This is a genomic window from Staphylococcus sp. Z5-21 (assembly GCF_056529615.1).
The window spans coordinates 977417-999730 of record NZ_CP096462.1 but is presented as its reverse complement, the minus strand read 5'-3'; the positions used below and the strand labels follow the sequence as shown (position 1 = coordinate 999730).

The window sequence follows — 22314 nt, the reverse complement described above, 5'->3', positions numbered from 1 at the left end:
AATATCTACCTTATTAGTAAAAATCCCTTTCAATCAATAGCCAAAATATAATCAATCTATATATTCACAAAAAAATAGACCAAGACAAATATATGTCTCGATCTATTTAACCATATAGGTCGCATCGGTATTGAACTACTACAAAATCAAATTTATAAAAGATAGGATTACTGTTTTATTCTTTAAACGACTATATTATTTAAATAAAATTCATTTATATTCAACTAAAAATTAGTCAGCGTAAATTTCATCTAAAGGTTTAACAATGATTTGGTTGATTTCTTGGAATACTTGGCTCATATTTTGTTCAGCAGCCATTAATTCAGAAATGTTTGAATCATTTTCGATTTTTTGAGCTTGTTCTTGTGCTTTTTGTAGCTCTTCTTCACCGATTTCTTCACCTTGCATTTGTTTTTGTTGGAAACTTAATTGTGTTTCACGGAATTCATCAAATAAATCTTTTGATTCTTGATTTTCTTTAACTTTTGCATAAGCATTTTGAATAGCTTGATATTCATCACTTTCTCTTAATGCTTGTTCTAATTGATTTGCATGATCGTATAAATTTACTGCCACTATGCTTCACTCCTTTTTTGTATATGTGTGAAAACCACATCGATATTACAATAACATAATTTAATATGTTATACAAAAATTGCAATTACACCTTGGAATAAACCGATTATGCCACCGAGTAAAAATCCCAAAAACATGATTAATTTCAATTCTTTATTAGCGATATCAATGATTAATTTTTCAATATAAGCTAAATCAAATGTATTAATCTGTTCTTCTACCATTTGTCTCAAGTTTATTTTTTTCATAATTGGAGATAGATGTTTTGACGCATTATCAATAATTACATCGGTTAACGTCTTAGATACTTTTGTTTCTAAGAATGAAATAAAGCTTGGCATAATGGTATGCAATGGTTTATGTGAAGTTTGTTCTAAGTCCACATATCCTAATGCTAATTCTGTCACTGATGTTTTAAAAGCTTGATATTGCGTTTCATTTATCAATTCATTCAACTGTTTCGATTTCATTGTTGCATATTCATTTTCAATAATCTGCGTAGCAATTGCTTTTGCTTTAGGATGACTCGTTAATCTAATGAGTTCATGCTGTATTCGCTCTGCAATGCTTTCTTTTGTCATGAACATTTGTAACATACCAACAATTTTTCCTTTTTCGTTGAAGAATGTATCTAACATAGAAGCAATATCTGCCCCACCTTTTTCTGATTTCAAGTATACGCGTGCTCTATCAAATAACAACTCAGGAAGTAGCGCAATTTTATCATCTATACTACTTTCAATGTCATTAGGAATAAGTTGCTGGATTGGTGTATTTTGATAATCTAAATAAAAGTTATCCATTTTATCTGAAATTAATTCATCTAATTTTTGATTTGCTGTTTTAGAAAAATCAATATCTACAATGTCTGCTAATGATTGTATTGTCGTATGATTCTCTTTCAATTTAGCGATTTGCTTAAATATAATCTCTTCAATTGCATCTCTAGAAGTTGGTGCATTTAACTTAGCTTGAATAACTTCTTCTGTAAGTAAGTGTTCTTCAACAACTTGACCAATTTTATCCGCAATTTCTTTTCTTCTTTTAGGTATTAATCCTGGAGTGAAAGGCACTCTTTTTTTGAAAATATAATATGTTTTAAACGGGTGAAACAACATTTTAACAGCAATGACATTGGTTACCCCACCAATCAGTGCGCCTATAACCATCATAAAGATGATAACTAAAAATGTCTGCATGTGTATGACTCCTTTGTTTGCTTAAATAAATTTCAAATTTTCTTATAATCATTTTTACATTGTATAACATATAACGATTCATTGCGTAGAAAAACATTCCAAAATTTTACTTATAACATAAAAAAAGACCTAAATCTATGTTTAGGTCAAGTAGAGGTAGAGTGACTAAATCATTCATATATAATATCACTTCCCATGACTGATAATTATATAAATAATGATTCTTCTATCACTAATTGAATTAATATTATACGTGCATTAATTCTTCTTTAGAAATTCTACCAAAATAAGTTTCAGCTTCTCTTAATTTTGAAGTACCAAATATCGGCTGTGTCTCTTGATTTAGCACACGATAGATATCACTCACTTTGTTACTTTGTAAGATGAAGCCATTACGACTATCAACAGTGTTCCAATAGATATCACTTGTTGTAGAATGGTTAGGATATGCACAATGATTACGAGAAATCGTTTGTACCATTTCTAGAGGATCACATCCAAATGTACTATTTAACACATCTGAATCTCTAAATAATGCACAAATTGACACACATGTTGTCCAGTTAGGTAATACTCTCTCTTTTTCTATTTGTACCAATGTCTTTTTAGAAAGACCTATTGTTTGGGCCATCGTATCTTGCGTATAACCTGCTTCAATACGTACCATTTTAAATTTTGTTTGAATTAAATCTGTGAAACTCTGTCTATCCATTACTTTAATCTACCTTTCATAAAAGAATATTTTATCCGGACACAAGAAATTGCAATAATACACGCTTCTTGAAACACAAATTACATCATAATACAATTTTTAGGAAAATAAAAGAGTGAAATGAAATTTTCATTGTTAATTATCATTGGCGCAATTATCAAAATAATCAATCTTATATCTTATAATATATTAAAAACAAAAATCACTTTGTTTGTAAGCGTATTATTATTGTGAAATGTGTTATCAACTCAAATTACTTATTACTCTTTTAAGATAAAAACACTATTTATTATTATAGACCATTTTTCTTGTTTACGCATAGATAAACTACAAATTTCTCTAAATTAATTTAAATGATAGCTTTTGTTTACATTATTTAGAATTTTCATTATAATCTGAGTTACTTTTAAAATTTTGAGGTGCTTAATATGAAAAATACATATATATTACTAGCTAGATGTACAGACAGCGTAGGTTTAACGTCATTAATTACAACGATTATTGCGGATCATGGATCTAATATTTTACATTTAGATCATTTTACAGAGTATGAAAGCAACCAATCTGAAAATGGTAAATTATTTTTACGCTTAGAATTTGAACAAGTTACAGAACTTAAAGAAGCATTAGAATCGACTTTAAATCAATACGATATAAAATTTGAACTTTTCGATAATAATGATAAAACGAAAATCGCATTATTTGTTTCTAAAGAAGATCACGCATTTAACGAAGTGCTATTAAGAGTACAACGAGGTGAATTGCCTGCAGAAATTGTATGTGTCGTAAGTAACCATGAAACAAACAGACATTTTGCTGAATCTTTGTCTATTCCATTTTATTATGTGCCAAATAATAAAGAGAAACAAGAAGTAGAGCAAGAGATACTTAATATTTGTAGCCATCACGAAATCGATCTCATTGTACTAGCAAAATATATGCAAATTTTAACTGATCATTTTGTAAGTCATTATCCAAACCAAATTATAAATATTCATCATTCATTCTTGCCATCATTTATCGGTGCAAATCCTTATAAACAAGCTTGGGAACGCGGTGTTAAACTTGTAGGCGCTACAAGTCATTATGTTACGTCGGATTTAGATGAAGGCCCAATTATCGAACAGGATGTCACACGCATAAATCATCGCTACAGTGTTCAAGATTTAAGAAAAATAGGACGTCACGTTGAATCAACCGTGCTAGCACAAGCAGTCGAATATCACGTACAACATAAAATTATTGTAAATGATGGAAATAAGACGATTGTCTTTAATTAACAAATATTTTTTGTGTACTAATCACTGTTTCAGAGATAAAAAATAAAATTTTTAAGAATTATATATTTTCTAAAACCTACTATTGTAAATAGATACATTTAAAGTTATCTGAAACTCATTGTATTGACTTCAGATAACTTTATTATTTATATATAGTTCCACTTACTCCTGTAATATACTTCTTTAATTTACTTATATATCGTTCAATTCTGTTATACAACAGAATCTGACGATTATAAAATGATTTTGCGATTTCATTAATTTTTTTAAATTTAATAGACTCGAAATACCAGTATATTGGAAAGCAATGATCTAATCGCACTATTCAATAATCTATTTTTATTCTCCCTATCATATGACTCAAAATATTCTATGTATCAAATGATAATTCATTTACTTACATTCCAAAAATAATGTATAATTATTTTCACTAATATTAATAAAAACTAAATATGAAAGCGTGATATGTTCAAATGAATTCAGTATGGTTTATATTAAAGGAACAGTTGACGAACCTGTATTTAATTAAAAGACTAGCAGATTTCCAATTACGAATTTCTAACCATAACAATTATTTAGGTGTAGCTTGGGAAATCATTAATCCAGCATTGCAAATTGCAGTATATTGGTTTGTATTTGGTCTAGGTTTACGGAATAATGCTACTCATGATGGGATACCTTTTATTTATTGGCTTATTGTAGGTATAAGTATGTGGTTTTTTGTAAATCAAGGTGTTTTAGAGGGTACAAAAGCGATTGTATCAAAATACAATCAAGTTGCAAAAATGAATTTTCCATTATCTGTCATACCTAGTTACATTGTATTTAGTAGATTTTATGGACATCTCGGCTTATTGTTGATTGTGTTAATCATTTGCTTTTCGGGTGGATATCACCCTTCTATTTATTCATTACAATTATTAATTTATGTACCTTATGCCTTAATATTAACGACTATTATCTCAATATTCACATCAACTTTGGCCGTATTGATTCGTGATACGCAAATGGTTATTCAATCGTTAATGAGAATCATATTTTTTGTATCTTCCATATTATACGCACCTAAAAATGAAATTGTGGTAACAGTCATGAAATTAAACCCGATTTATTTTTTAGCTGAAGGATACCGAGCCGCCCTATTGCACAAAGAATGGTATTTTATTAATCATTGGCATTTAACTGTTTATAATTTTGTACTTGTCTTGATTCTTTTTATCGTAGGAGCTGTCGTGCACATGCGTTATAGAGATCATTTTGCTGATTTTATGTAATTTATCTTAATAAAGCTCCCTTACATTGATAGAACTACTTTTTCATTTTATGAAAATAAGGCATTCCTATACATAAGCTCTAGCTTTTGTATTCTATATAAAGTGTATCCGGGGCTTTATACATGTGCATTAGCTTAAATGTACATTATTTTCCACTTCTCAATTTAACCGCCCTTAGCTAAACGATGTAATCATTATTGAAACTCCACAATTATCCGAGATTTCATATATGTAATTTGTAATAGACTATTCTCATGTTATACTCAATTAAAATAATTTATAAGTAAATGTTTTATCAATATATGACAAATAAACTTTAGATAGGGGAATTAATTATGCAAGTAGATATCAATCATCCCGTCATTGCTATAAGTGCTTCGTTAAAATTTTTTCAATTACAAACTGTTTCAGGGCAACTCATTTTGCTAGATGATCGTATCATCTTTAAATCTCTAGAGACAATGCAAATTGGAAATATTAAGGAGACATTTTTATTTACAGATATCAAAAGCTTGAAGACAGGTTTCTCACTTTCACCTTTTAGAATTACAATAATGGACCATGATGGTGAAACATGGATATTTGATCAAGTCCATCGTAAAGATGCAAAAAAATTTGTAGAACTGTATCATGCTATTACATAATACCCATTTAGCCTTCATCATTTTCAATACAAGTTACTAAAAAAATGTTTGTAACAGACAACTGATTATCAATTAAATTTGCCTATCAAACGTGCAACTTACTTATGTTATTGCACATATATTGCATCTAATTTAATCGGCTGTCACTACTTATCTTTATCATCTTTTCTGCCTAAGAAATAATCAATAATTAAAATGATAAAAGGTATAGATAATGTTATGAATACTGAATAATGACCTCTCTTTATAAAAAAGTATGTGCATATCACCGTTATTATTAAACAAATTGCTAAGACAATCAGTACATATAATTTATTTTTATTCATATGCATAGTGCTCCTTCAAATTTAGATCAATCACAAGATAACATATGATGCAAATCACTTCTAATTTGATGATATCCGTGTTTCAGTGTTTATGATTATTAAAAATACGAACCTATTAAAGCATATCAGTACGCATTAAAAAGTCTGAGACAAAATAGATGTCTCAGACTTTTTCAATTAGGCAGTAGATGATTGAGTTGAAAATATAAAGACTCACTTATTTATAAAAACTATTTTTCCATTTTTATAGAAACAAATCGTTCTTTTGCATAAGCTAAAGCTTAGATATGCCACATAAAAATGCTAGTGAGACTTATGTATGCACGTTAGCTCAGGTAAAGCTTTATTCTAGTCATCTTTGCCTTGATTGCATAGGTAGGACGACGTAATCTTTATTAGAAAATTTGATTTCTATGCCCTACCCTTTATTAATCTATATTTATTCATTAAGTGTACGTTCTTTTGCTAACTTTCTTTCTTCAGCCTTTGAAATAACTAAAGCACATGCTGCGTCGCCTGTTATATTGACTGATGTTCTTGTCATATCAAGTAATCTATCAATCCCTAAAATAATACCGATGGCTGCTGGATCTAGTCCTACTGCATTTAATACCATTGCGAGCATAATCAATCCCACGCCAGGAACCCCAGCTGTACCAATAGATGCCACAACTGCTATAACGACAACTGTTATAATTTGCGAAACAGATAAAGTCACGCCAGAAATTTGAGCGATAAATATCGTTGCAACACCTTGCATTATGGCAGTACCATCCATGTTAATCGTTGCGCCTAAGGGTTGAACAAATGAAGCAATTTCCCGTCTAACCCCCATTTTTTTCGTGCATTCTAATGATACAGGTAAAGTAGCCGTAGAACTTGAAGCACTAAAACCTAATGTGATAGCTGGAATAAAGTCTTTGAAAAACTTTAATGGACTTGATTTTGCCATAAATTTAACGGCAGCACCATATACCACAAAGAAATGAATCCCTAACCCCAGTAAGACAATAAAGAAATACATACCTAATTGCTGGATTGCCCCAAATCCAGCACCAGTAAAGGCATGTGCTACAAGACCAAATGTACCAATTGGTGCAAAGACACTCATAATCATTGTTACAATATACATGAGTACATCATTGGTTTGTTCTAAAAATTTATGAACCATTTGTGCCTTTGAACCCACCATGATAATACCTACACCAATGAAAATAGCAAATGTAATAATTTGCAACATATTTTCATCCGTCATGGCTTGCAATGGATTTTTAGGAAATAAATTAATTAAAGTTTGATCAAATGTTTGTTTGGCGGCTGAATCTTGTGAACTGTCTTCTTTCTCTAATGTTTGTTGATAACTGGATACATCATCACTATTTAATAGTTCTGATTTTCCAGCACCGGGTTGTAATACTAAAGCCAATGTAATACCAATGATAATTGCAATCGCTGTCGTGGTTAAATAGAAGGTAATCGTTTTTATACCTATGCCCCCTAATAATTTTGGATCACCTACACCGACTACCCCTAAGACGATGGAAACAAAAACAACTGGCACTACTAACATAAAGATTAAATTCAGAAAGATTTGTCCGATAACATTAAATAGGTATTTATCTACGTTTTCTACAAAAGCTGTATTCGAAAATACATTAAAGATAGAACCAATTGCAATACCTAATACTAACGCGATGACAATCTTTAATGAAAGATGCTTCGTTTTCATAGCAATATCCCCCTTTTAGTTATTACTATTTATTATATAGTATTTTTATATAAATTAAAGTAATAATTCACCAAAATAGATATATTGCCATGCCATGCCATTATTTATGATCGTTTTATTACACACTATATTAAATTGTTTTGCATAGCATAAATTGCCGCCTGTGTACGATCCGTTACTTGAAGTTTACTAAATATATGGCTAACATGCGTTTTAATTGTTTTCTCTGATACAAAAAGTGTTTCTGCAATTTCTTTATTTGTTTTACCTTTTGCCATTTCCGTAAGTACTTCTGATTCCCTTTTTGAAAGCTTGTTTGCATAATGTGGCTTTTTACTTACTGTTTCAATGACATGTTGTGCTTGAGGATGAATAATTTTTTCTCCTGCAAGAACATGTTTTATTGTTTTTATTAATTGCTCAGGCTCTACATCTTTCATCTCATAACCATCTGCACCTTTATCAATTGCAGAAATAACATGTTCATCATCAATATAACTTGTTAACACTAATATTTTTACATTTGGATATTTTTTCTTCATCCATTCTGTAATTTCAATACCATTCATTTTTGGCATTACTAAATCTAATAATACAATATCGGGTAACGTGTTGTTTTCTAGATAATCTAAAAAGGTTTGACCATCTGAAAATCCACCTATAACCTCTAAATCTTCTACCGTTGATAATAAAAATTCTAATCCTTGCCTAACAATATGATGATCATCTACAAGTATAATTCGACTCATAACTTTCTTCCTTCCTATAACGACAACGGCACGCTTATATATATTTTAGTACCCTTGTTTTCAATTGATTCAATATATAAATTACCATTCATCGCTTTCGCACGTTGTCTCATATTATTGATTCCATGTGAATAATTAAAATTTGATTGATTCATATTAAAACCTTTACCAAAATCTTTAATTTCCACGATTAAAGATTGATGATTTTGCGTCAATTTCACATTAATCTCATTTGTATTCGCATGTTTCTTAGTATTATTCATAGCTTCTTGGATAATACGGTAGACATTTTCTTCTATTAAACTTGGTAAATTAATCAAACCTTCAACTTTTACACTTAACTCAATTTGTAAAATATCACTATAGTTATTTAATGCATTTACTAATCCTTGTTCTAATCCAACAGGTTTAAGTTGCCAGATCAATGACCGCATCTCATTCACGGCTTGTTGACTTGTATCTTCTATTACATTAAACGCATTCCGTGATACTTCCTCTTTCGTAATACCCTGGGCAGCATGTGCAGTCAGTTTCACAGAAAATAATAATTGATTCACTGAATCATGTAAATCTCGAGCTAATCGATTTCTTTCACTGATACGAGCAGCTTCTTTTTCTTTATTTGTGAGAATAATTCGTTTGATAGCAGAACCTATTTGAAAAGCAACTGACTCTAGTAATTCTAAGTCCTCTTCACTGTAGCTTGTTTTATAAGGTGTCGCCACATTTAATAATCCAAACTGTTCTTCTCCTGAACGTAATGGCACCGTTGCATGATGTGTAATACCATTTGTTTCAGCATGATGTGCACGATTAGCTAAATTAATGCGAGAGCAATTTATAATATTTGATGCCTTAGTTAACTTTTTATTTTGATATGCTTGAACACACCAACACGTGCCTTCACACATGTATTTACAATTGTCTTTGGCTAACGCTCCTGGAAGCTCAAAATGCGAGACTAATTCATGTTGCCCTACATCATCTATAAAGAAAATCCATCCAGTAGTAAAATCCGTTCCTTCTATAAGATATCTCAACGCGCCATCCATCATGCTGTATGTTTCTGTTTCTTCATTTAAAAATTCAGCTATTTCTTTAAGTAATGCAAGTCTTGTCGGTTTTTCCATTTAACCATTCCATTCCGTTACTACTTTAATATATATTATACCTTCTTCATGTTAAATTTTAAAATGTTGCTTCTACAACATTAATAAATGCATTCATTTAAATTTTAAATATAGAATTCATTTGACTAATATTTTTAATACTTTCTTTATGGTATGATAATAGTTGATAATCAAGGAGGATACTATGAAATTTGAAATCCCTAATAAATATAATCAATTAACATTAAGAGAAATTTTTCAACAATTGCACTTACCAAAAAAAGATTTACACACTTTAAATATGTCGAAAGCAATTACCATTAACGAATCGCCTGGAACGCTCATGACTATAGTAAATACTGGCGATAATGTTTATATTCCAACACCAGATGAAGTGAGTAATTACTTACCTAGTTACCGCTTCGCTCAAATTTATTATGAAGATGATGACATAGCAATTGTCATGAAACCAAAAGGTGTGAAAACACATCCAAATGATTTAAAAGAAAGTAATACATTAATGAACCATGTCATTTATACAATAAAAAGTGATTATGTAGAACCTATTCACCGATTAGACCAAGAAACAGTTGGTTTATTAATCGTCGCAAAAAACCCATTAATGAAAAAAATCTTAGACCGTATGCTAGAGGAAAATGAAATAGACCGTATATATAAAGCAAATGTACATAGTTTATTACCTATCAAACCTCAGACTATCGATATGCCTATTGGTAAAGATAAATTTCATTCTAATAAACGTCGTGTCTCTTCTACAGGTCAATCTGCAATCACACATATTTTAAATTCAAAAATGATTAAAGAAGACGTCTGTGAATTAGAAATAAAATTAGATACCGGTAGAACGCATCAAATTCGTGTACACTTAGCAGAAATTGGTCACCCAGTTATTGGTGATCCATTATATGGTAACTCTACGTTAAGAAAATTAGAATTAAATAGTCACAAAATAGAATTTATTCATCCACTCACACAAGAAAGTATAACTGTAAGTTTAGACGATGAAGTTTAATCATATAAAATAATTGCAATACCTTATCTCTATTAAAATAAGCTAGCATACTATTAAGTGTAAACAAACTGTTGCATTTGATTATTCTGTAGTCAATTGCTAACGTTCAACGCATTAAAGTATAAAACAAAAAGAGCTAATCCATATGATAGGATTAGCTCTCTTAATTTAAATATTTGTATTTTCAGTGCTCTATGGAGTTTTATTTAGGTTCAACCATATCTTCTGGTTTAATCCATTGTTCGAATTGTTCTTCTGTAACATACCCTGAATTAATTGCTGATTCTTTTAAAGTAAGCCCTTCACGGTGAGCTTTTTTAGCGATACTAGCTGCTTTTTCATATCCAATGTGTGGATTCAAAGCAGTTACGAGCATTAATGATTGGTTTAAATAATTATCAATATTCTCTGGAATTGGCTCAATACCAACTGCACAATTATTATTAAATGTGTCCATACCATCTGCTAATAAATAAATTGACTGCAAGGTATTTAATAAAATAACTGGTTTGTATACATTGAGTTCAAAGTTACCTTGTGAACTTGCAATACCAACTGCTGTATCATTACCCATTACTTGAACTGCAACCATAGTTAACATTTCACATTGCGTTGGATTAACCTTACCAGGCATGATAGATGAACCAGGTTCATTCTCTGGTATGGAAATCTCAGCAAGACCCGCACGAGGTCCTGAAGCTAACCATCTTACATCATTGGCAATTTTCATTAGATCTGTTGCAAGTGCTTTAAGTGTACCATGCAATTGTACAACTTCGTCATGTGCTGTTAATGCATGGAATTTATTTTCAGATGATACAAAAGGATAGCCTGTATTTTCAGCTATAAATTTAGCTACTTTGTCACCAAACTCTGGATGTGCATTAATTCCTGTACCTACTGCAGTACCACCAATAGCTAAGTTTAAAATATGCGCTTTTGATTCACTTAACAACGTTTCACATTTATCTAACATATAACGCCAACCACTAATTTCTTGACCTAGTCGAATCGGTGTAGCATCTTGTAGATGCGTACGCCCAATTTTAATAATATCGTGATATTGTTCTTCTTTTTGTTTAAACGTATCTCTCAGTGTTTTTAATGCAGGTTCTAATTTTGTTTCAACTTCATTGTATAATGCAACATGCATTGCTGTTGGGAATGTATCATTAGAACTTTGAGATTTATTTACATCATCATTAGGATGAATAGACTCATCGATACCTTGCTCTTTTAAGTAAGTATTGGCAACATAACTTACAACTTCGTTTACATTCATATTACTTTGTGTACCACTCCCTGTTTGCCAAACAACAAGTGGGAAATGTTCATCTAATTCTTTATTTAATACGCGGTCACATGCATAGACAATCGCATCTTTTTTGGCATCTGATAATTTACCTAATGCATGATTAGCTAATGCTGCTCCTCTTTTTAATTGCGCAAATCCGTATACAACTTCAATTGGCATACGTTCTTTACCCACTGGAAAATTACGTTTACTTCTTTCTGTTTGTGCACCCCAGTATTTATCTGCAGGTACTTCAATTTCACCGAATGTATCATGTTCTATTCTTACTGACATTTATAATTCTCCCCTTCATTATTCATTGTTCGCTATTAGTATAGCATTAAACATTTTATAGGAGCAATCGTATTATATAGCGTTTTCATAATTCAATTGATAATTTTAAAATACATAAACAACAACACATTGATATTTTTTCTTTTATATAAAAAGGTAGCAGGAGAGTAATCAAATTTTTTAATCGTTTGTTTAAATAAGTGAGATTTTACCTTTTCAATTCAGTCATCTACTGCCTAAATGAAAAAAAGCGTCTGAGACATCTACTTTGTCTCAGACGCGATAATTGGAAATACAATTAAAATTTTTATATTAGATGAATGAACATAGTGACGTACATTTTATTAATCTTAAAAGCTCTATTATTAAAAATTGTCTTAACGCTCTTTAGTGATATTAACACTTTTAAATTGATTTTTTGCCGCTTGAATCACGCCAACTGCAGTTAAAATTAATAAGATCGCACCTATCACTAATGTAACTGGACTAATTGTTATTAATAATCCTAGGAAACCATCTAAATTATCATAAAAGCTACCTAAAGGCTTAAATAATAATACAGTTATAACAATACAACATAACACACTAATAATGACGCCTGTTTGATTACTTTTTACAAAAGTTGATGCATTCACTTGATCTACTAAACCTTGTGATAAATTAATTTGTAATTTAATAATTTTGAATAATACTGGTAAATAAAGCGCTCCAATTGCCATTGGAAAACCTTTTATAGAAATTAAATTTACAATAACAGCACTTATCATGATATATTTCCAATATTTGCTTAACATTTATATAATTCTCCTTAAATCAATAATGCTTTAATAATAACACATTCACATTTAACATGGCATTTCTTTTTTTACCACATGACTTCGAAAATAATCGTCATCACAATTACACAAAAAACCTTTGTGAACCATAATAATTCACAAAGGTGGCTTAAACTATTCATTTAAATCGGAACGTACTGCTGGGTCATGTGATTTATCTAATTTATCTTCATCATTTTCTTCAGAGATTTGTTCCATTTCTTTTCCTAATTCTACGACATCCTCTAAATCATCAACCATCGCGTTTTCTGACTCTAATTCATCACGATGTAGATTATTTTGATTTTTATCTAAACTCATTGCAATCACCTCACATATAAATTATGCAAAACGTGCAGTGAAATAATGTCTAACATCTTCTGGTAAACCTTCAGCAGCCGCTTCATCTAAAATAACATTAACCATACGATGCGCTTTTAAATCTGAAGGTTCAAAACTTGTTTTACCATTTTCTTCATAAAGTTTATGAACGACTTCTTTTTTATTGCTACCTGTAATAATTAAAATAACTTCACGTGACGAGAATAAACCTTGATTCACACTTACATCTAATTTACCATTTGTATCAATAGAAAGTACTTGTGTAATCAATTTCCCTTTATTTTCTTTAGTTTTGATTTTATCTTTAATAAATGATTCCGTATCTTCACCAAATGAAACATTGAAGATTTGGCCTTCTGGAACACCAAGTGCTTCAAAGTATGATTTATTGTTATCATAATCCAGAATATTAATTTGACTAAAATCTACTGCATGTTTATCAACATTTTTCTTTAATTCATCCAATACTGGTGCATTGTCACTTGAAAGGTGTACACCAGCAATTGTTGTTGGATTGTTGTTAAATTGTTTTCTTAAGATATCTGCAGCATATTCCGCTACAACTTGTTCATTTTCTAAAACTTTAAAGTTCATTGCCATAGTAATTACACTCCTCTTTGTCTATTAAGACGCGTTCTAGCATTATTTTTATTATTACCCTTGTTACAGTAACCATAAACTATTTACTTAATTTAACTTATGATTCTTCTGATTTAAATTATATTTAGGCTTAACTTCATTATACAAAGCTTTAACTATAATTTCATTCATTTTAAACAATTAATGTAACCCAGGGAAACTTTGTTGTCTTAAAGCTTCGTATATAAGTAATGAAGCTGTATTAGATAGATTTAATGATCTAATATTATCATTCATTGGTATTCTTAAGGCAGTTTCAGCATAAGCATCTTTTACCCAATCAGGTAATCCAGTTGTTTCTCGTCCAAATATGAAAAAGTGGTCATGTTCTGTATCTGTGAAATCAAAATCTGAATACGTCTTTTTACCAAATTTAGTCAACAAATAGTATGTACCATCAGTGTTTTCAAAAAATGATTCAATGTTTTCATAATAGGTAATGTTCACAGATTCCCAATAATCTAAGCCTGCACGTTTTAACATTTTATCATCTGTACTAAAACCTAATGGCTTAATTAAATGTAAATGTGTATATGTACCAGCGCATGTTCTAGCAATACTGCCTGTATTACCAGGTATTTGTGGCTGAAATAATACTATATGGTTTGTCATGCTTTTATTCGCTCCTCATTTCAAGTCCTTTTATCATTTCTACTTGGACTTCTTCTATTTCATCATTATAATGTTGTTCTATAAAAGGCCTTGCCGCTTCACCTTGAATTTGACCTATTGCCCAATATGCAGTACCACGAATCATGGGTCTAGGATCATTCAAAGCTACTTCTTGTAATTCTGATATTGCAGTTTCATCTTTAAAATGCGCTAATGCGACGATAGCATTCCGTTGTATCGGTTTCTTCCCTCTCCATGCACCTGCTAAATGACCATAAGTGTTTTTAAATTCCTTATTACTCATTTGCAACAAAGGCACCAACCTAGGTTTCAAAATTTCTGGTTCTAATACGATATCATCTTGTTGAGTATTGATTCCTTTATTTCTTGGACAAACTTGCTGACATGTATCACAACCATATAAACGATTACCAATTTTATAACGATATTCATCAGCTAAATACCCTTTAGTTTGCGTTAAAAAGCTGATACATTTTTGACTATTTAATTGTCCATCACCAACAAGTGCTCCAGTTGGGCAACGATCAACACAAATGGTACAATCACCACAACTATCGATTAACGGATCATCTGGTGGAAAAGGTATACTTACAAGCATTTCACCTAGATATGTCCATGTACCTAATTCTGGATTAATAACAAAACCGTTTCTACCTACGTAACCTAAGCCCGCGCGTTCAGCAACTGCGCGATCTGAAAGTACACCAGTATCTACCATTGATTGTATTTCTACACCAGGTACTTTTTCTTCTAAATACGCACCTAATTTATCTAGGCGTTTCCTCATAATCGAATGATAGTCTTGTCCCCACGATGCTCGTGCAAACATACCACGGCGATCACCACGAACACTTTTAGGAGCGCCTTTCAATTTATTAGGATAACCCACTGCAATTGCAATGATTGATCTAGCTGTCGGCAGCGATAACTTCGGTTCAGTTCTCAATTCGATATCCGATTCTTCGAAACCAGATGCATAGCCTTTCGCATGATAGTCAGCTAACTTTTGTTTCAACTCATCAAAAGGATCAGCTGTAGTAAAACCAATACTATCGATACCAATTGTATGAGCATAATCTATGACATCTTGTTTCAATTGGTTTAAATCCATTTAATTACACCCCACATTAAAAACATACATTCCATAGTTTAACACATTCCGAAGTGTTTAGCGTATGACGTATTTTAGTTTTTCATGACAAAATTAAAAACCAAGTATCTAAAGTTACGATTATTAATTAATCTAACCTTAAATGCTTGGTTTCAACAGCTTATAGTACTCTACTCAAGAAGTTTTTAGTTCTTTCATGTTGTTGATGATCAAAAATATCTGTTGGCGATCCAGATTCAACAATCACGCCATCTGCCATAAAGACCACTTTATCACTTACATCCCTTGCAAAGTTCATTTCATGTGTGACAACGACCATTGTCATACCTTCTTTTGCTAGATCTTTCATTACCTTAAGCACATCACCAACAACTTCAGGATCAAGTGCTGACGTTGGTTCATCAAATAATAACACTTCAGGATTCATTGCCAATGCTCTAGCAATTGCAACCCTCTGCTTTTGTCCACCAGATAATTGAGAGGGATAAGCGTCTGCTTTATCTGCTAATCCAACCTTTTCAAGTAATGATTTCGCCTGTTGTTTTAAATTAGCGATATTATCTTTTTTCAATAAACTTGGCGCTAATATAACATTATCTATGACCTTTTTATGAGGAAACAAATTAAAATTTTGAAATACCATCCCCATTTGTTGACGTAAGGTTTCTAACTCAGTGCTGTTATGAGTTAAATGTTGTTCTTTAAAAATAACTTCCCCACTAGTCGGTGTTTCTAACAAATTCATGCAACGAAGTAATGTACTTTTCCCACTACCAGAAGGACCAATGATTGCGACGACTTCACCTTGATTTACCGTTAAATCAATTCCTTTGAGCACTTCATTTTTACCAAAAGATTTATATAAATTTTTAATATTAATCACTAACTTTCATTCTCCCTTCAAAGTAATACATCACTCTAGATAATGTAAATGTAAGAATAAAGTATAGTATTGCAGCAACGATTAATGGTGTAAATGGATCAAATGACGCACCTTGTACAACTTGTGCATTGAACATTATTTCACTAACACCAATGACTGAAACAATTGACGATTCTTTAATTACCGTTACAAATTCATTACCTAAAGCCGGTAAAATATTTTTAATAGCTTGCGGTAAAATAACTGACTTCATTGTCTGACCATAAGTTAAACCTAAACTACGTGCTGCTTCAGTTTGTCCACTATCAACAGCGTTAATACCTGCTCTTATTATTTCGGCAATATATGCTGAACAATTAATTACTAAAGCAATCATACCGCATATAAGCGCTGATATATTTAATCCAAGAACTGCTGTTGTTCCAAAGTAAACAAGGAATACTTGAACTAAAAGCGGTGTCCCTCTTAGGAATTCAATATAAGCTGAAGCAAGCCAACTTAATAATTTAATTTTGCTTAACTTAAGTAAAGCAATACCAGCACCAAACACTGTCCCTAATAGAACACCAACAATGGAAATTAATATCGTGTTCTGAATACCTTTTAAGAAGAAATTACCATACTTAGTGAAAAAATTACCGTCATCTTTTTTCATTGCTTCTGCCGCAGAAGCTTTATAATCCTTAATTAAATTATTATCTTTAACATCTTTGATAGATGCATTCAATTTTTCCATTAATTTTGGAGAATGTTTCGGAGCAGCGATTGCTGTACTTTTTGTACCTTCATTAAATTTAACATTTTCAGCAAATGTTAAATCTTTATTTTGTTTCAAATAAGCTTCAGCTACTGGTCCTTCGATGACCATTCCTTTTACCTTACCACTCTTTAATGACATGATTACTTCTGGAACTCTAGTCAAAGATTGTACCTGTGCATTATCAATTTCACTCTGAGCAATTTTTTCTTGTTGTGTTTGTTTTTGAACACCTATTTTTTTATTTGCAAAATCGTCAATATCTTTTAAATTATCTGCATCTGATTTTTTTATTATCATTTTTTGTTGGACTGTCATATATGGGTTAGAAAAATCTACTTCTTTTTCACGCTCTGGTGTTGGTGTCATACCAGAAATAATTAAATCGACTTTCCCAGTCTTAATTGCTCCCAATAAACTGTCAAATTGCATATTTACAATTTTTAATTTCAGATGATTATCTTTAGCTACTTTTTTAGCTAAGTCAATATCGATACCTGCATATTCCGATTTACCATTTACATTATGCTCAAATTCATATGGTGCATAATCTGCAGATAAACCTACGCGTAATTCACCACGCGCTTTTATTTTATCCCATTGATCCTGTTCCGCTCCATGTGCAACAGGGCTAATGTAAGTTAATATACCGCTACTAATTAAAATAACAGTCATAATCAATTTAATCATGTGTTTCATTTTCTAACCCCTTTCTATATAATTCATTATTATACATAATTACGAAATAATATTCAATATAATTTTAGGAATCTATTTAAACTTATATAAACAGCTAATTACCTCAAATTCTGTCCCTTGAGTATAAAAAAAGAGAGCCTGGGACAAAACTAGATGTCTCAGACTCTTGTTCAATTAGGCACTAAATGACTAAATTGAAAATGTATAGCCTACTTATTTTAAAGAAACTATTTTTCCTATTCTTATGGAAAAGAGTAGTTCTTATACATAGGCTAAATCTTATATATAATTCTAGTGAAACTTATACATGCACGTTAGCTCAGGCAGACCTTTATCATAGTTATCTCTGCCTTGTTTACATAGGTGGAACTACAAAAGACCCACTAGAAAATTTAATTTCTGCCCTATGCTTCATAATCAATTACAGGTTGCTGTCATGCTTGTTAATATACATTAATTTATACTCTATACCTTAAAGTAAAATATATAGACATAGAAAATAATATTGACACTATAATAAACTTAAAGTTTTAGATTTTTAGACTTAACTACACCTATACAATACCTTGAAAATGTATAGATATTCATTTTCTTAGATAACCAACTGCCATACACAAATTCAAAACACTTTATTGTTTTGGTATTTCAAATCTATATATGTCATCTGAATAACTGCCTATGAATTTTTTACATAATTCATGTACAAAAAATGCTGCTACAAATGGAATAATAAGATAACCAAAAATTAAAAGGATAATATTTATTACTGGATCACCATCCATCCGATTAAATGCGTTTATTGGCCCTACTAAACCTGTATAACCAAAACCAGCAGACATTGGTGTCCCTTGAATTCCTATGAAATAAGCAATTAACCCTCCTATGATACCATTAATAACTAAAGGCACCGCGATGATTAAATGTTTAAAGTATACTGGAATCATCATTTTAGCTGCACCAATAATTAATACAAGATTGACACCTGCACCATTCACTCGTATTGAACCGAATAAAAATGTTACACAAGCTGCTACAATACCCATATTAGCTGCACCACTTCCTAAACCAGACAAACCAATTGCAGTGGCAATTGCTACCACAGATATGGGTGTAACCATTAATAAAGAATATGTAACACAGATAAGGATAGACATCAACATAGGATTCAGTTCTGTAAAAGAACTCACTAAATGTCCAATTCCTTTCGTCACATTCGATACATACCCTAGTGTATAAATACCTATAATGCCACTTACAACCGGAATCACTACCGGTAAAATAATCATTTCAAGCGATCCTAATTTGTTTTGAAGTATTAAATATAAAAAACAGGCTACCATGACTACTAATATCGTATTTATAATATCTCCAATACCATTTAACATAAAACCGTTTGATGTTATTTTTACTGCCCCACTACCAAGCATTGCAGAAACGCCAACCATCGTTGCACCAGCACCACTAAATTTAAATTGATGCGCTGCTAATACTCCAATAATAAAAGCCATAAATGATTGAATTAATACAACCAATTGATACACTGATTCTAATAATTGATTACCTTCTTTGAAGAATTTTAATAACTCTCCTAACAATGCATTCGGTATTAATGCAATTACAACACCAGCACCCACAGCTTGAAGTATGTTGCTAAAAAATTGTTTACTACTATTGTTTTTAGTTTTACTCTTAGACATTCATTTTCCTCCAAATAAAGCATTAGACTCATAATATTATACTTTCTTAAAAACCACAATATAAAGTTATAATGGTAAATATAATATCAATGATTTATATTCTTTTTTTAAATTTAAAACAAAACGTATATTTGACATAAAAAAAGAACCTCGTAGATACGAGGTTCAAAAACAAACAGAGTCTGTTTATTACTATAGTTATACCGGTGGTCGGGATCGAACCGACACTCCAAGAAGGAACGGGATTTTGAGTCCCGCGCGTCTGCCAATTCCGCCACACCGGCTCAATAAATAATTGAGCGATCACTTATTTTACAAAAAGTAACCGTTTATGTTCGAAACAGCATAAATACATTATATAACTTAGAACTTTTGTCGTCAATAGATTTCTTAATAAAGAGCGTAATCACTAGCTTTTGAAAGAAAAACACCTTACTAAAAAAGTATAAATTGTCACTATTCATAATATCTTTGCCTTATAAATAAATTAAACTAATTACCACGTCTTAATTTAAATAAATTCATCATTTTTAATTAGAATCAAATTATTAAGTACAAATCAAATTAACTATTTACTTAAAAATCAATCTAAAATTATTTCATTTTCCTTTTCACCAATCATTTGTGTTATTTGGTTAAATTCATTCATTACAGCTACTTTAGGTACGTGATTTATAAGCTCAGTTTCATTTAATTGAACATATGTCATAATAATCACAACATCGTCTACTTCTACTAACCTAGAAGCAGCTCCATTTAAGCATATCTTACCACTTCCACGTTCTCCTTCAATAACATAGGTTTCAAAACGTGCACCATTATTATTATTTACAATTGCCACTTTCTCATTGGGTAATATATCTACTGCTTCCAATATATCTTTATCAATCGTAATACTACCTACATAGTTTAAATTAGATTCTGTTACTCTTGCTCTGTGAATTTTTCCATTCATCATTGTACGTATCATAGAAATTATAGCTCCTATAGTTCAAATTTTTAATTATACATAAATCAAGTATTAATTATTACTTCATATAACATAACCACTTAATAATACCACATTGATTAAGACGTTAAAATAATATTTACCTCAATATAAATAAACAACAATCCAAAGTGATTATTAAATTTATATACTTAAAAAAGTGTAAAAAAAAACTTCCTTAATGGAAGAATAAATGGAGCGGAAGATAGGACTTACACCTATACCTCATTCCGGGAAGGAACGTGTTCTAAAAGTTGAACTACTCCCGCAAAATAATATGGAGCGGAAGATAGGACTTACACCTACACCTCGTTCCGGGAAAGAACGTGTTCTAAAAGTTGAACTACCCCCGCATGGGATATAATAATTTAATATGGAGCGGAAGATAGGACTTACACCTATACCTCATTCCGGGAAGGAACGTGTTCTAAAAGTTAAACTACTCCCGCATATTGTTGAAGGCGGCAACCGGATTTGAACCGGTGATAAAGGTTTTGCAGACCTCTGCCTTACCACTTGGCTATGCCGCCAATAAAAAACTGGGCTAGCTGGATTCGAACCAGCGCGTGATGGAGTCAAAGTCCATTGCCTTACCGCTTGGCTATAGCCCAATAATACTAAGGGCGGATGATGGGAATCGAACCCACGAGTGTCGGAACCACAATCCGATGCGTTAACCACTTCGCCACAACCGCCATGGCAGGGGCAGTAGGAATCGAACCCACATCAAAGGTTTTGGAGACCTCTATTCTACCGTTGAAATATGCCCCTATTAAATTAAATAAATGGTGGAGGGGGGCAGATTCGAACTGCCGAACCCGAAGGAGCGGATTTACAGTCCGCCGCGTTTAGCCACTTCGCTACCCCTCCAAAAGATGGTGCCGGCCAGAGGACTTGAACCCCCAACCTACTGATTACAAGTCAGTTGCTCTACCAGTTGAGCTAGGCCGGCTTGCATTAAAAATGGTTCAGGACAGAATCGAACTGCCGACACATGGAGCTTCAATCCATTGCTCTACCAACTGAGCTACTGAACCATAATAAATGGCGGTCCCGATGGGATTCGAACCCACGATCTCCTGCGTGACAGGCAGGCGTGTTAACCGCTACACTACGGGACCTTTTAAAAATTGCGGGAGGCGGATTTGAACCACCGACCTTCGGGTTATGAGCCCGACGAGCTACCGAACTGCTCCATCCCGCGTTAATAATATAAATGGCGGAGGAAGAGGGATTCGAACCCCCGCGAGCCGTTAAGCTCCTGTCGGTTTTCAAGACCGATCCCTTCAGCCGGACTTGGGTATTCCTCCACAAATATTAGCTAAAAATAAATTATATTCAATTATTATAAAGATGGCGGAGGAAGAGGGATTCGAACCCCCGCGGGCCGTTAAGCCCCTGTCGGTTTTCAAGACCGATCCCTTCAGCCGGACTTGGGTATTCCTCCAAAATTATATGGACCTTGCAGGACTCGAACCTGCGACCGAACGGTTATGAGCCGTTAGCTCTAACCAACTGAGCTAAAGGTCCT

The 22314-nt window shown here is 32.0% G+C and carries 21 protein-coding genes and 16 tRNA genes; 4 read left to right on the top strand and 33 right to left on the bottom strand.

The features are described 5' to 3' along the window. Nucleotides 1-231 precede the first annotated feature (231 nt). The 3 genes from M1D64_RS04985 to xdrA form a co-directional block, all read right to left on the bottom strand. Complete coding sequence (locus tag M1D64_RS04985; RefSeq protein ID WP_002482889.1) at nucleotides 232-576, bottom strand: YlbF/YmcA family competence regulator; 345 nt, start codon at nucleotides 574-576, stop codon at nucleotides 232-234. A 68-nt stretch (nucleotides 577-644) separates the two neighbouring features. After that, nucleotides 645-1775: a DUF445 domain-containing protein gene (locus M1D64_RS04980; protein ID WP_129530956.1), complete on the bottom strand. Its 1131-nt coding sequence runs from the start codon at nucleotides 1773-1775 to the stop codon at nucleotides 645-647. A gap of 247 nt (nucleotides 1776-2022) precedes the next feature. Beyond that, entirely contained in the window at nucleotides 2023-2487 is a 465-nt protein-coding gene (xdrA, locus tag M1D64_RS04975) for an XRE family transcriptional regulator XdrA (RefSeq protein WP_002482887.1), read from the bottom strand. 428 nt (nucleotides 2488-2915) lie between these two features. On the opposite strand from xdrA, the gene purU reads away from it, so the two are divergent. The 3 genes from purU (at nucleotide 2916) to M1D64_RS04960 (ending at nucleotide 5685) form a co-directional block, all read left to right on the top strand. After that, a complete protein-coding gene (gene purU / locus M1D64_RS04970) occupies nucleotides 2916-3767 on the top strand; it encodes a formyltetrahydrofolate deformylase (protein ID WP_011302813.1) in 852 nt (283 codons plus the stop codon). A 473-nt stretch (nucleotides 3768-4240) separates the two neighbouring features. Beyond that, nucleotides 4241-5041 carry an ABC transporter permease gene (locus M1D64_RS04965; protein WP_041080116.1) on the top strand — a complete coding sequence of 267 codons (801 nt, stop codon included), beginning with the start codon at nucleotides 4241-4243 and terminating at the stop codon, nucleotides 5039-5041. Between the two features lie 335 nt (nucleotides 5042-5376). Further along, complete coding sequence (locus M1D64_RS04960) at nucleotides 5377-5685, top strand: carbohydrate kinase family protein (RefSeq protein WP_002482884.1); 309 nt, start codon at nucleotides 5377-5379, stop codon at nucleotides 5683-5685. A 146-nt stretch (nucleotides 5686-5831) separates the two neighbouring features. On the opposite strand, the gene M1D64_RS04955 is transcribed toward M1D64_RS04960, so the two are convergent. The 4 genes from M1D64_RS04955 to M1D64_RS04940 form a co-directional block, all read right to left on the bottom strand. Next, complete coding sequence (locus M1D64_RS04955) at nucleotides 5832-6011, bottom strand: hypothetical protein (protein WP_069822073.1); 180 nt, start codon at nucleotides 6009-6011, stop codon at nucleotides 5832-5834. Nucleotides 6012-6450: 439 nt separating this feature from the next. Next, nucleotides 6451-7740, bottom strand: coding sequence for a dicarboxylate/amino acid:cation symporter (locus M1D64_RS04950; RefSeq protein ID WP_129530955.1), 1290 nt, complete (start codon nucleotides 7738-7740; stop codon nucleotides 6451-6453). A gap of 125 nt (nucleotides 7741-7865) precedes the next feature. Beyond that, nucleotides 7866-8489: a response regulator gene (locus M1D64_RS04945; protein WP_002482882.1), complete on the bottom strand. Its 624-nt coding sequence runs from the start codon at nucleotides 8487-8489 to the stop codon at nucleotides 7866-7868. Between the two features lie 14 nt (nucleotides 8490-8503). Beyond that, nucleotides 8504-9619: a GAF domain-containing sensor histidine kinase gene (locus M1D64_RS04940; protein WP_129530954.1), complete on the bottom strand. Its 1116-nt coding sequence runs from the start codon at nucleotides 9617-9619 to the stop codon at nucleotides 8504-8506. 184 nt (nucleotides 9620-9803) lie between these two features. Between M1D64_RS04940 and M1D64_RS04935 the strand changes: the two genes are divergently transcribed. Then, nucleotides 9804-10631, top strand: a complete 828-nt coding sequence (locus tag M1D64_RS04935; RefSeq protein WP_115338456.1) for an RluA family pseudouridine synthase — start codon at nucleotides 9804-9806, stop codon at nucleotides 10629-10631. Between the two features lie 202 nt (nucleotides 10632-10833). On the opposite strand, the gene fumC is transcribed toward M1D64_RS04935, so the two are convergent. From fumC to M1D64_RS04805, 26 genes are all read right to left on the bottom strand, one after another. Beyond that, on the bottom strand, nucleotides 10834-12219 hold the full coding sequence (gene fumC / locus M1D64_RS04930) for a class II fumarate hydratase (RefSeq protein WP_002482879.1): 1386 nt from the start codon (nucleotides 12217-12219) through the stop codon (nucleotides 10834-10836). Between the two features lie 377 nt (nucleotides 12220-12596). Continuing rightward, on the bottom strand, nucleotides 12597-13013 hold the full coding sequence (locus M1D64_RS04925; protein WP_011302806.1) for a hypothetical protein: 417 nt from the start codon (nucleotides 13011-13013) through the stop codon (nucleotides 12597-12599). A 156-nt stretch (nucleotides 13014-13169) separates the two neighbouring features. Beyond that, nucleotides 13170-13355: an SAS053 family DNA gyrase inhibitor gene (locus tag M1D64_RS04920; RefSeq protein ID WP_011302805.1), complete on the bottom strand. Its 186-nt coding sequence runs from the start codon at nucleotides 13353-13355 to the stop codon at nucleotides 13170-13172. 21 nt (nucleotides 13356-13376) lie between these two features. Continuing rightward, complete coding sequence (locus tag M1D64_RS04915; protein WP_002482876.1) at nucleotides 13377-13976, bottom strand: 6-phosphogluconolactonase; 600 nt, start codon at nucleotides 13974-13976, stop codon at nucleotides 13377-13379. 180 nt (nucleotides 13977-14156) lie between these two features. Continuing rightward, nucleotides 14157-14627, bottom strand: coding sequence for a tRNA (uridine(34)/cytosine(34)/5-carboxymethylaminomethyluridine(34)-2'-O)-methyltransferase TrmL (gene trmL, locus M1D64_RS04910; RefSeq protein ID WP_002482875.1), 471 nt, complete (start codon nucleotides 14625-14627; stop codon nucleotides 14157-14159). 4 nt (nucleotides 14628-14631) lie between these two features. Next, nucleotides 14632-15759 (bottom strand): tRNA epoxyqueuosine(34) reductase QueG, encoded by a 1128-nt coding sequence (gene queG, locus M1D64_RS04905; RefSeq protein ID WP_002482874.1) that lies wholly within the window; start codon nucleotides 15757-15759, stop codon nucleotides 14632-14634. A 160-nt stretch (nucleotides 15760-15919) separates the two neighbouring features. Beyond that, nucleotides 15920-16642, bottom strand: a complete 723-nt coding sequence (locus M1D64_RS04900) for an amino acid ABC transporter ATP-binding protein (protein ID WP_002482873.1) — start codon at nucleotides 16640-16642, stop codon at nucleotides 15920-15922. After that, a complete protein-coding gene (locus tag M1D64_RS04895) occupies nucleotides 16635-18098 on the bottom strand; it encodes an ABC transporter substrate-binding protein/permease (RefSeq protein WP_002482872.1) in 1464 nt (487 codons plus the stop codon). The genes M1D64_RS04900 and M1D64_RS04895 overlap by 8 nt, the downstream gene beginning before the upstream one ends. A 629-nt stretch (nucleotides 18099-18727) precedes the next feature. Further along, the gene (locus M1D64_RS04890) at nucleotides 18728-19795 is read right to left on the bottom strand and encodes a PTS sugar transporter subunit IIC (protein ID WP_041080130.1); all 1068 of its coding nucleotides are present in this window, start codon (nucleotides 19793-19795) and stop codon (nucleotides 18728-18730) included. A 201-nt stretch (nucleotides 19796-19996) separates the two neighbouring features. Continuing rightward, a tRNA-Leu gene (locus M1D64_RS04885) sits at nucleotides 19997-20079 on the bottom strand. A gap of 299 nt (nucleotides 20080-20378) precedes the next feature. Beyond that, nucleotides 20379-20765 (bottom strand): aspartate 1-decarboxylase, encoded by a 387-nt coding sequence (gene panD, locus M1D64_RS04880; RefSeq protein WP_002482870.1) that lies wholly within the window; start codon nucleotides 20763-20765, stop codon nucleotides 20379-20381. A gap of 212 nt (nucleotides 20766-20977) precedes the next feature. After that, nucleotides 20978-21052 (bottom strand) — tRNA-Gly (locus tag M1D64_RS04875). Nucleotides 21053-21061: 9 nt separating this feature from the next. Continuing rightward, nucleotides 21062-21136: transfer RNA gene (locus M1D64_RS04870), tRNA-Gly, on the bottom strand. A gap of 21 nt (nucleotides 21137-21157) precedes the next feature. After that, nucleotides 21158-21232: transfer RNA gene (locus M1D64_RS04865), tRNA-Gly, on the bottom strand. Between the two features lie 10 nt (nucleotides 21233-21242). Beyond that, nucleotides 21243-21313 (bottom strand) — tRNA-Cys (locus M1D64_RS04860). A gap of 9 nt (nucleotides 21314-21322) precedes the next feature. Continuing rightward, nucleotides 21323-21394 (bottom strand) — tRNA-Gln (locus M1D64_RS04855). 11 nt (nucleotides 21395-21405) lie between these two features. Further along, nucleotides 21406-21478 (bottom strand) — tRNA-His (locus M1D64_RS04850). 2 nt (nucleotides 21479-21480) lie between these two features. Further along, a tRNA-Trp gene (locus M1D64_RS04845) sits at nucleotides 21481-21554 on the bottom strand. Nucleotides 21555-21569: 15 nt separating this feature from the next. Further along, nucleotides 21570-21653, bottom strand: a tRNA-Tyr gene (locus tag M1D64_RS04840). Between the two features lie 6 nt (nucleotides 21654-21659). Continuing rightward, a tRNA-Thr gene (locus M1D64_RS04835) sits at nucleotides 21660-21735 on the bottom strand. A gap of 12 nt (nucleotides 21736-21747) precedes the next feature. Next, nucleotides 21748-21820: transfer RNA gene (locus M1D64_RS04830), tRNA-Phe, on the bottom strand. 8 nt (nucleotides 21821-21828) lie between these two features. Continuing rightward, nucleotides 21829-21904, bottom strand: a tRNA-Asp gene (locus tag M1D64_RS04825). A 9-nt stretch (nucleotides 21905-21913) separates the two neighbouring features. Then, a tRNA-Met gene (locus M1D64_RS04820) sits at nucleotides 21914-21987 on the bottom strand. A gap of 13 nt (nucleotides 21988-22000) precedes the next feature. Further along, a tRNA-Ser gene (locus tag M1D64_RS04815) sits at nucleotides 22001-22093 on the bottom strand. A gap of 44 nt (nucleotides 22094-22137) precedes the next feature. After that, nucleotides 22138-22230, bottom strand: a tRNA-Ser gene (locus M1D64_RS04810). Between the two features lie 9 nt (nucleotides 22231-22239). After that, nucleotides 22240-22313 (bottom strand) — tRNA-Ile (locus M1D64_RS04805). Nucleotide 22314: the final 1 nt, after the last annotated feature.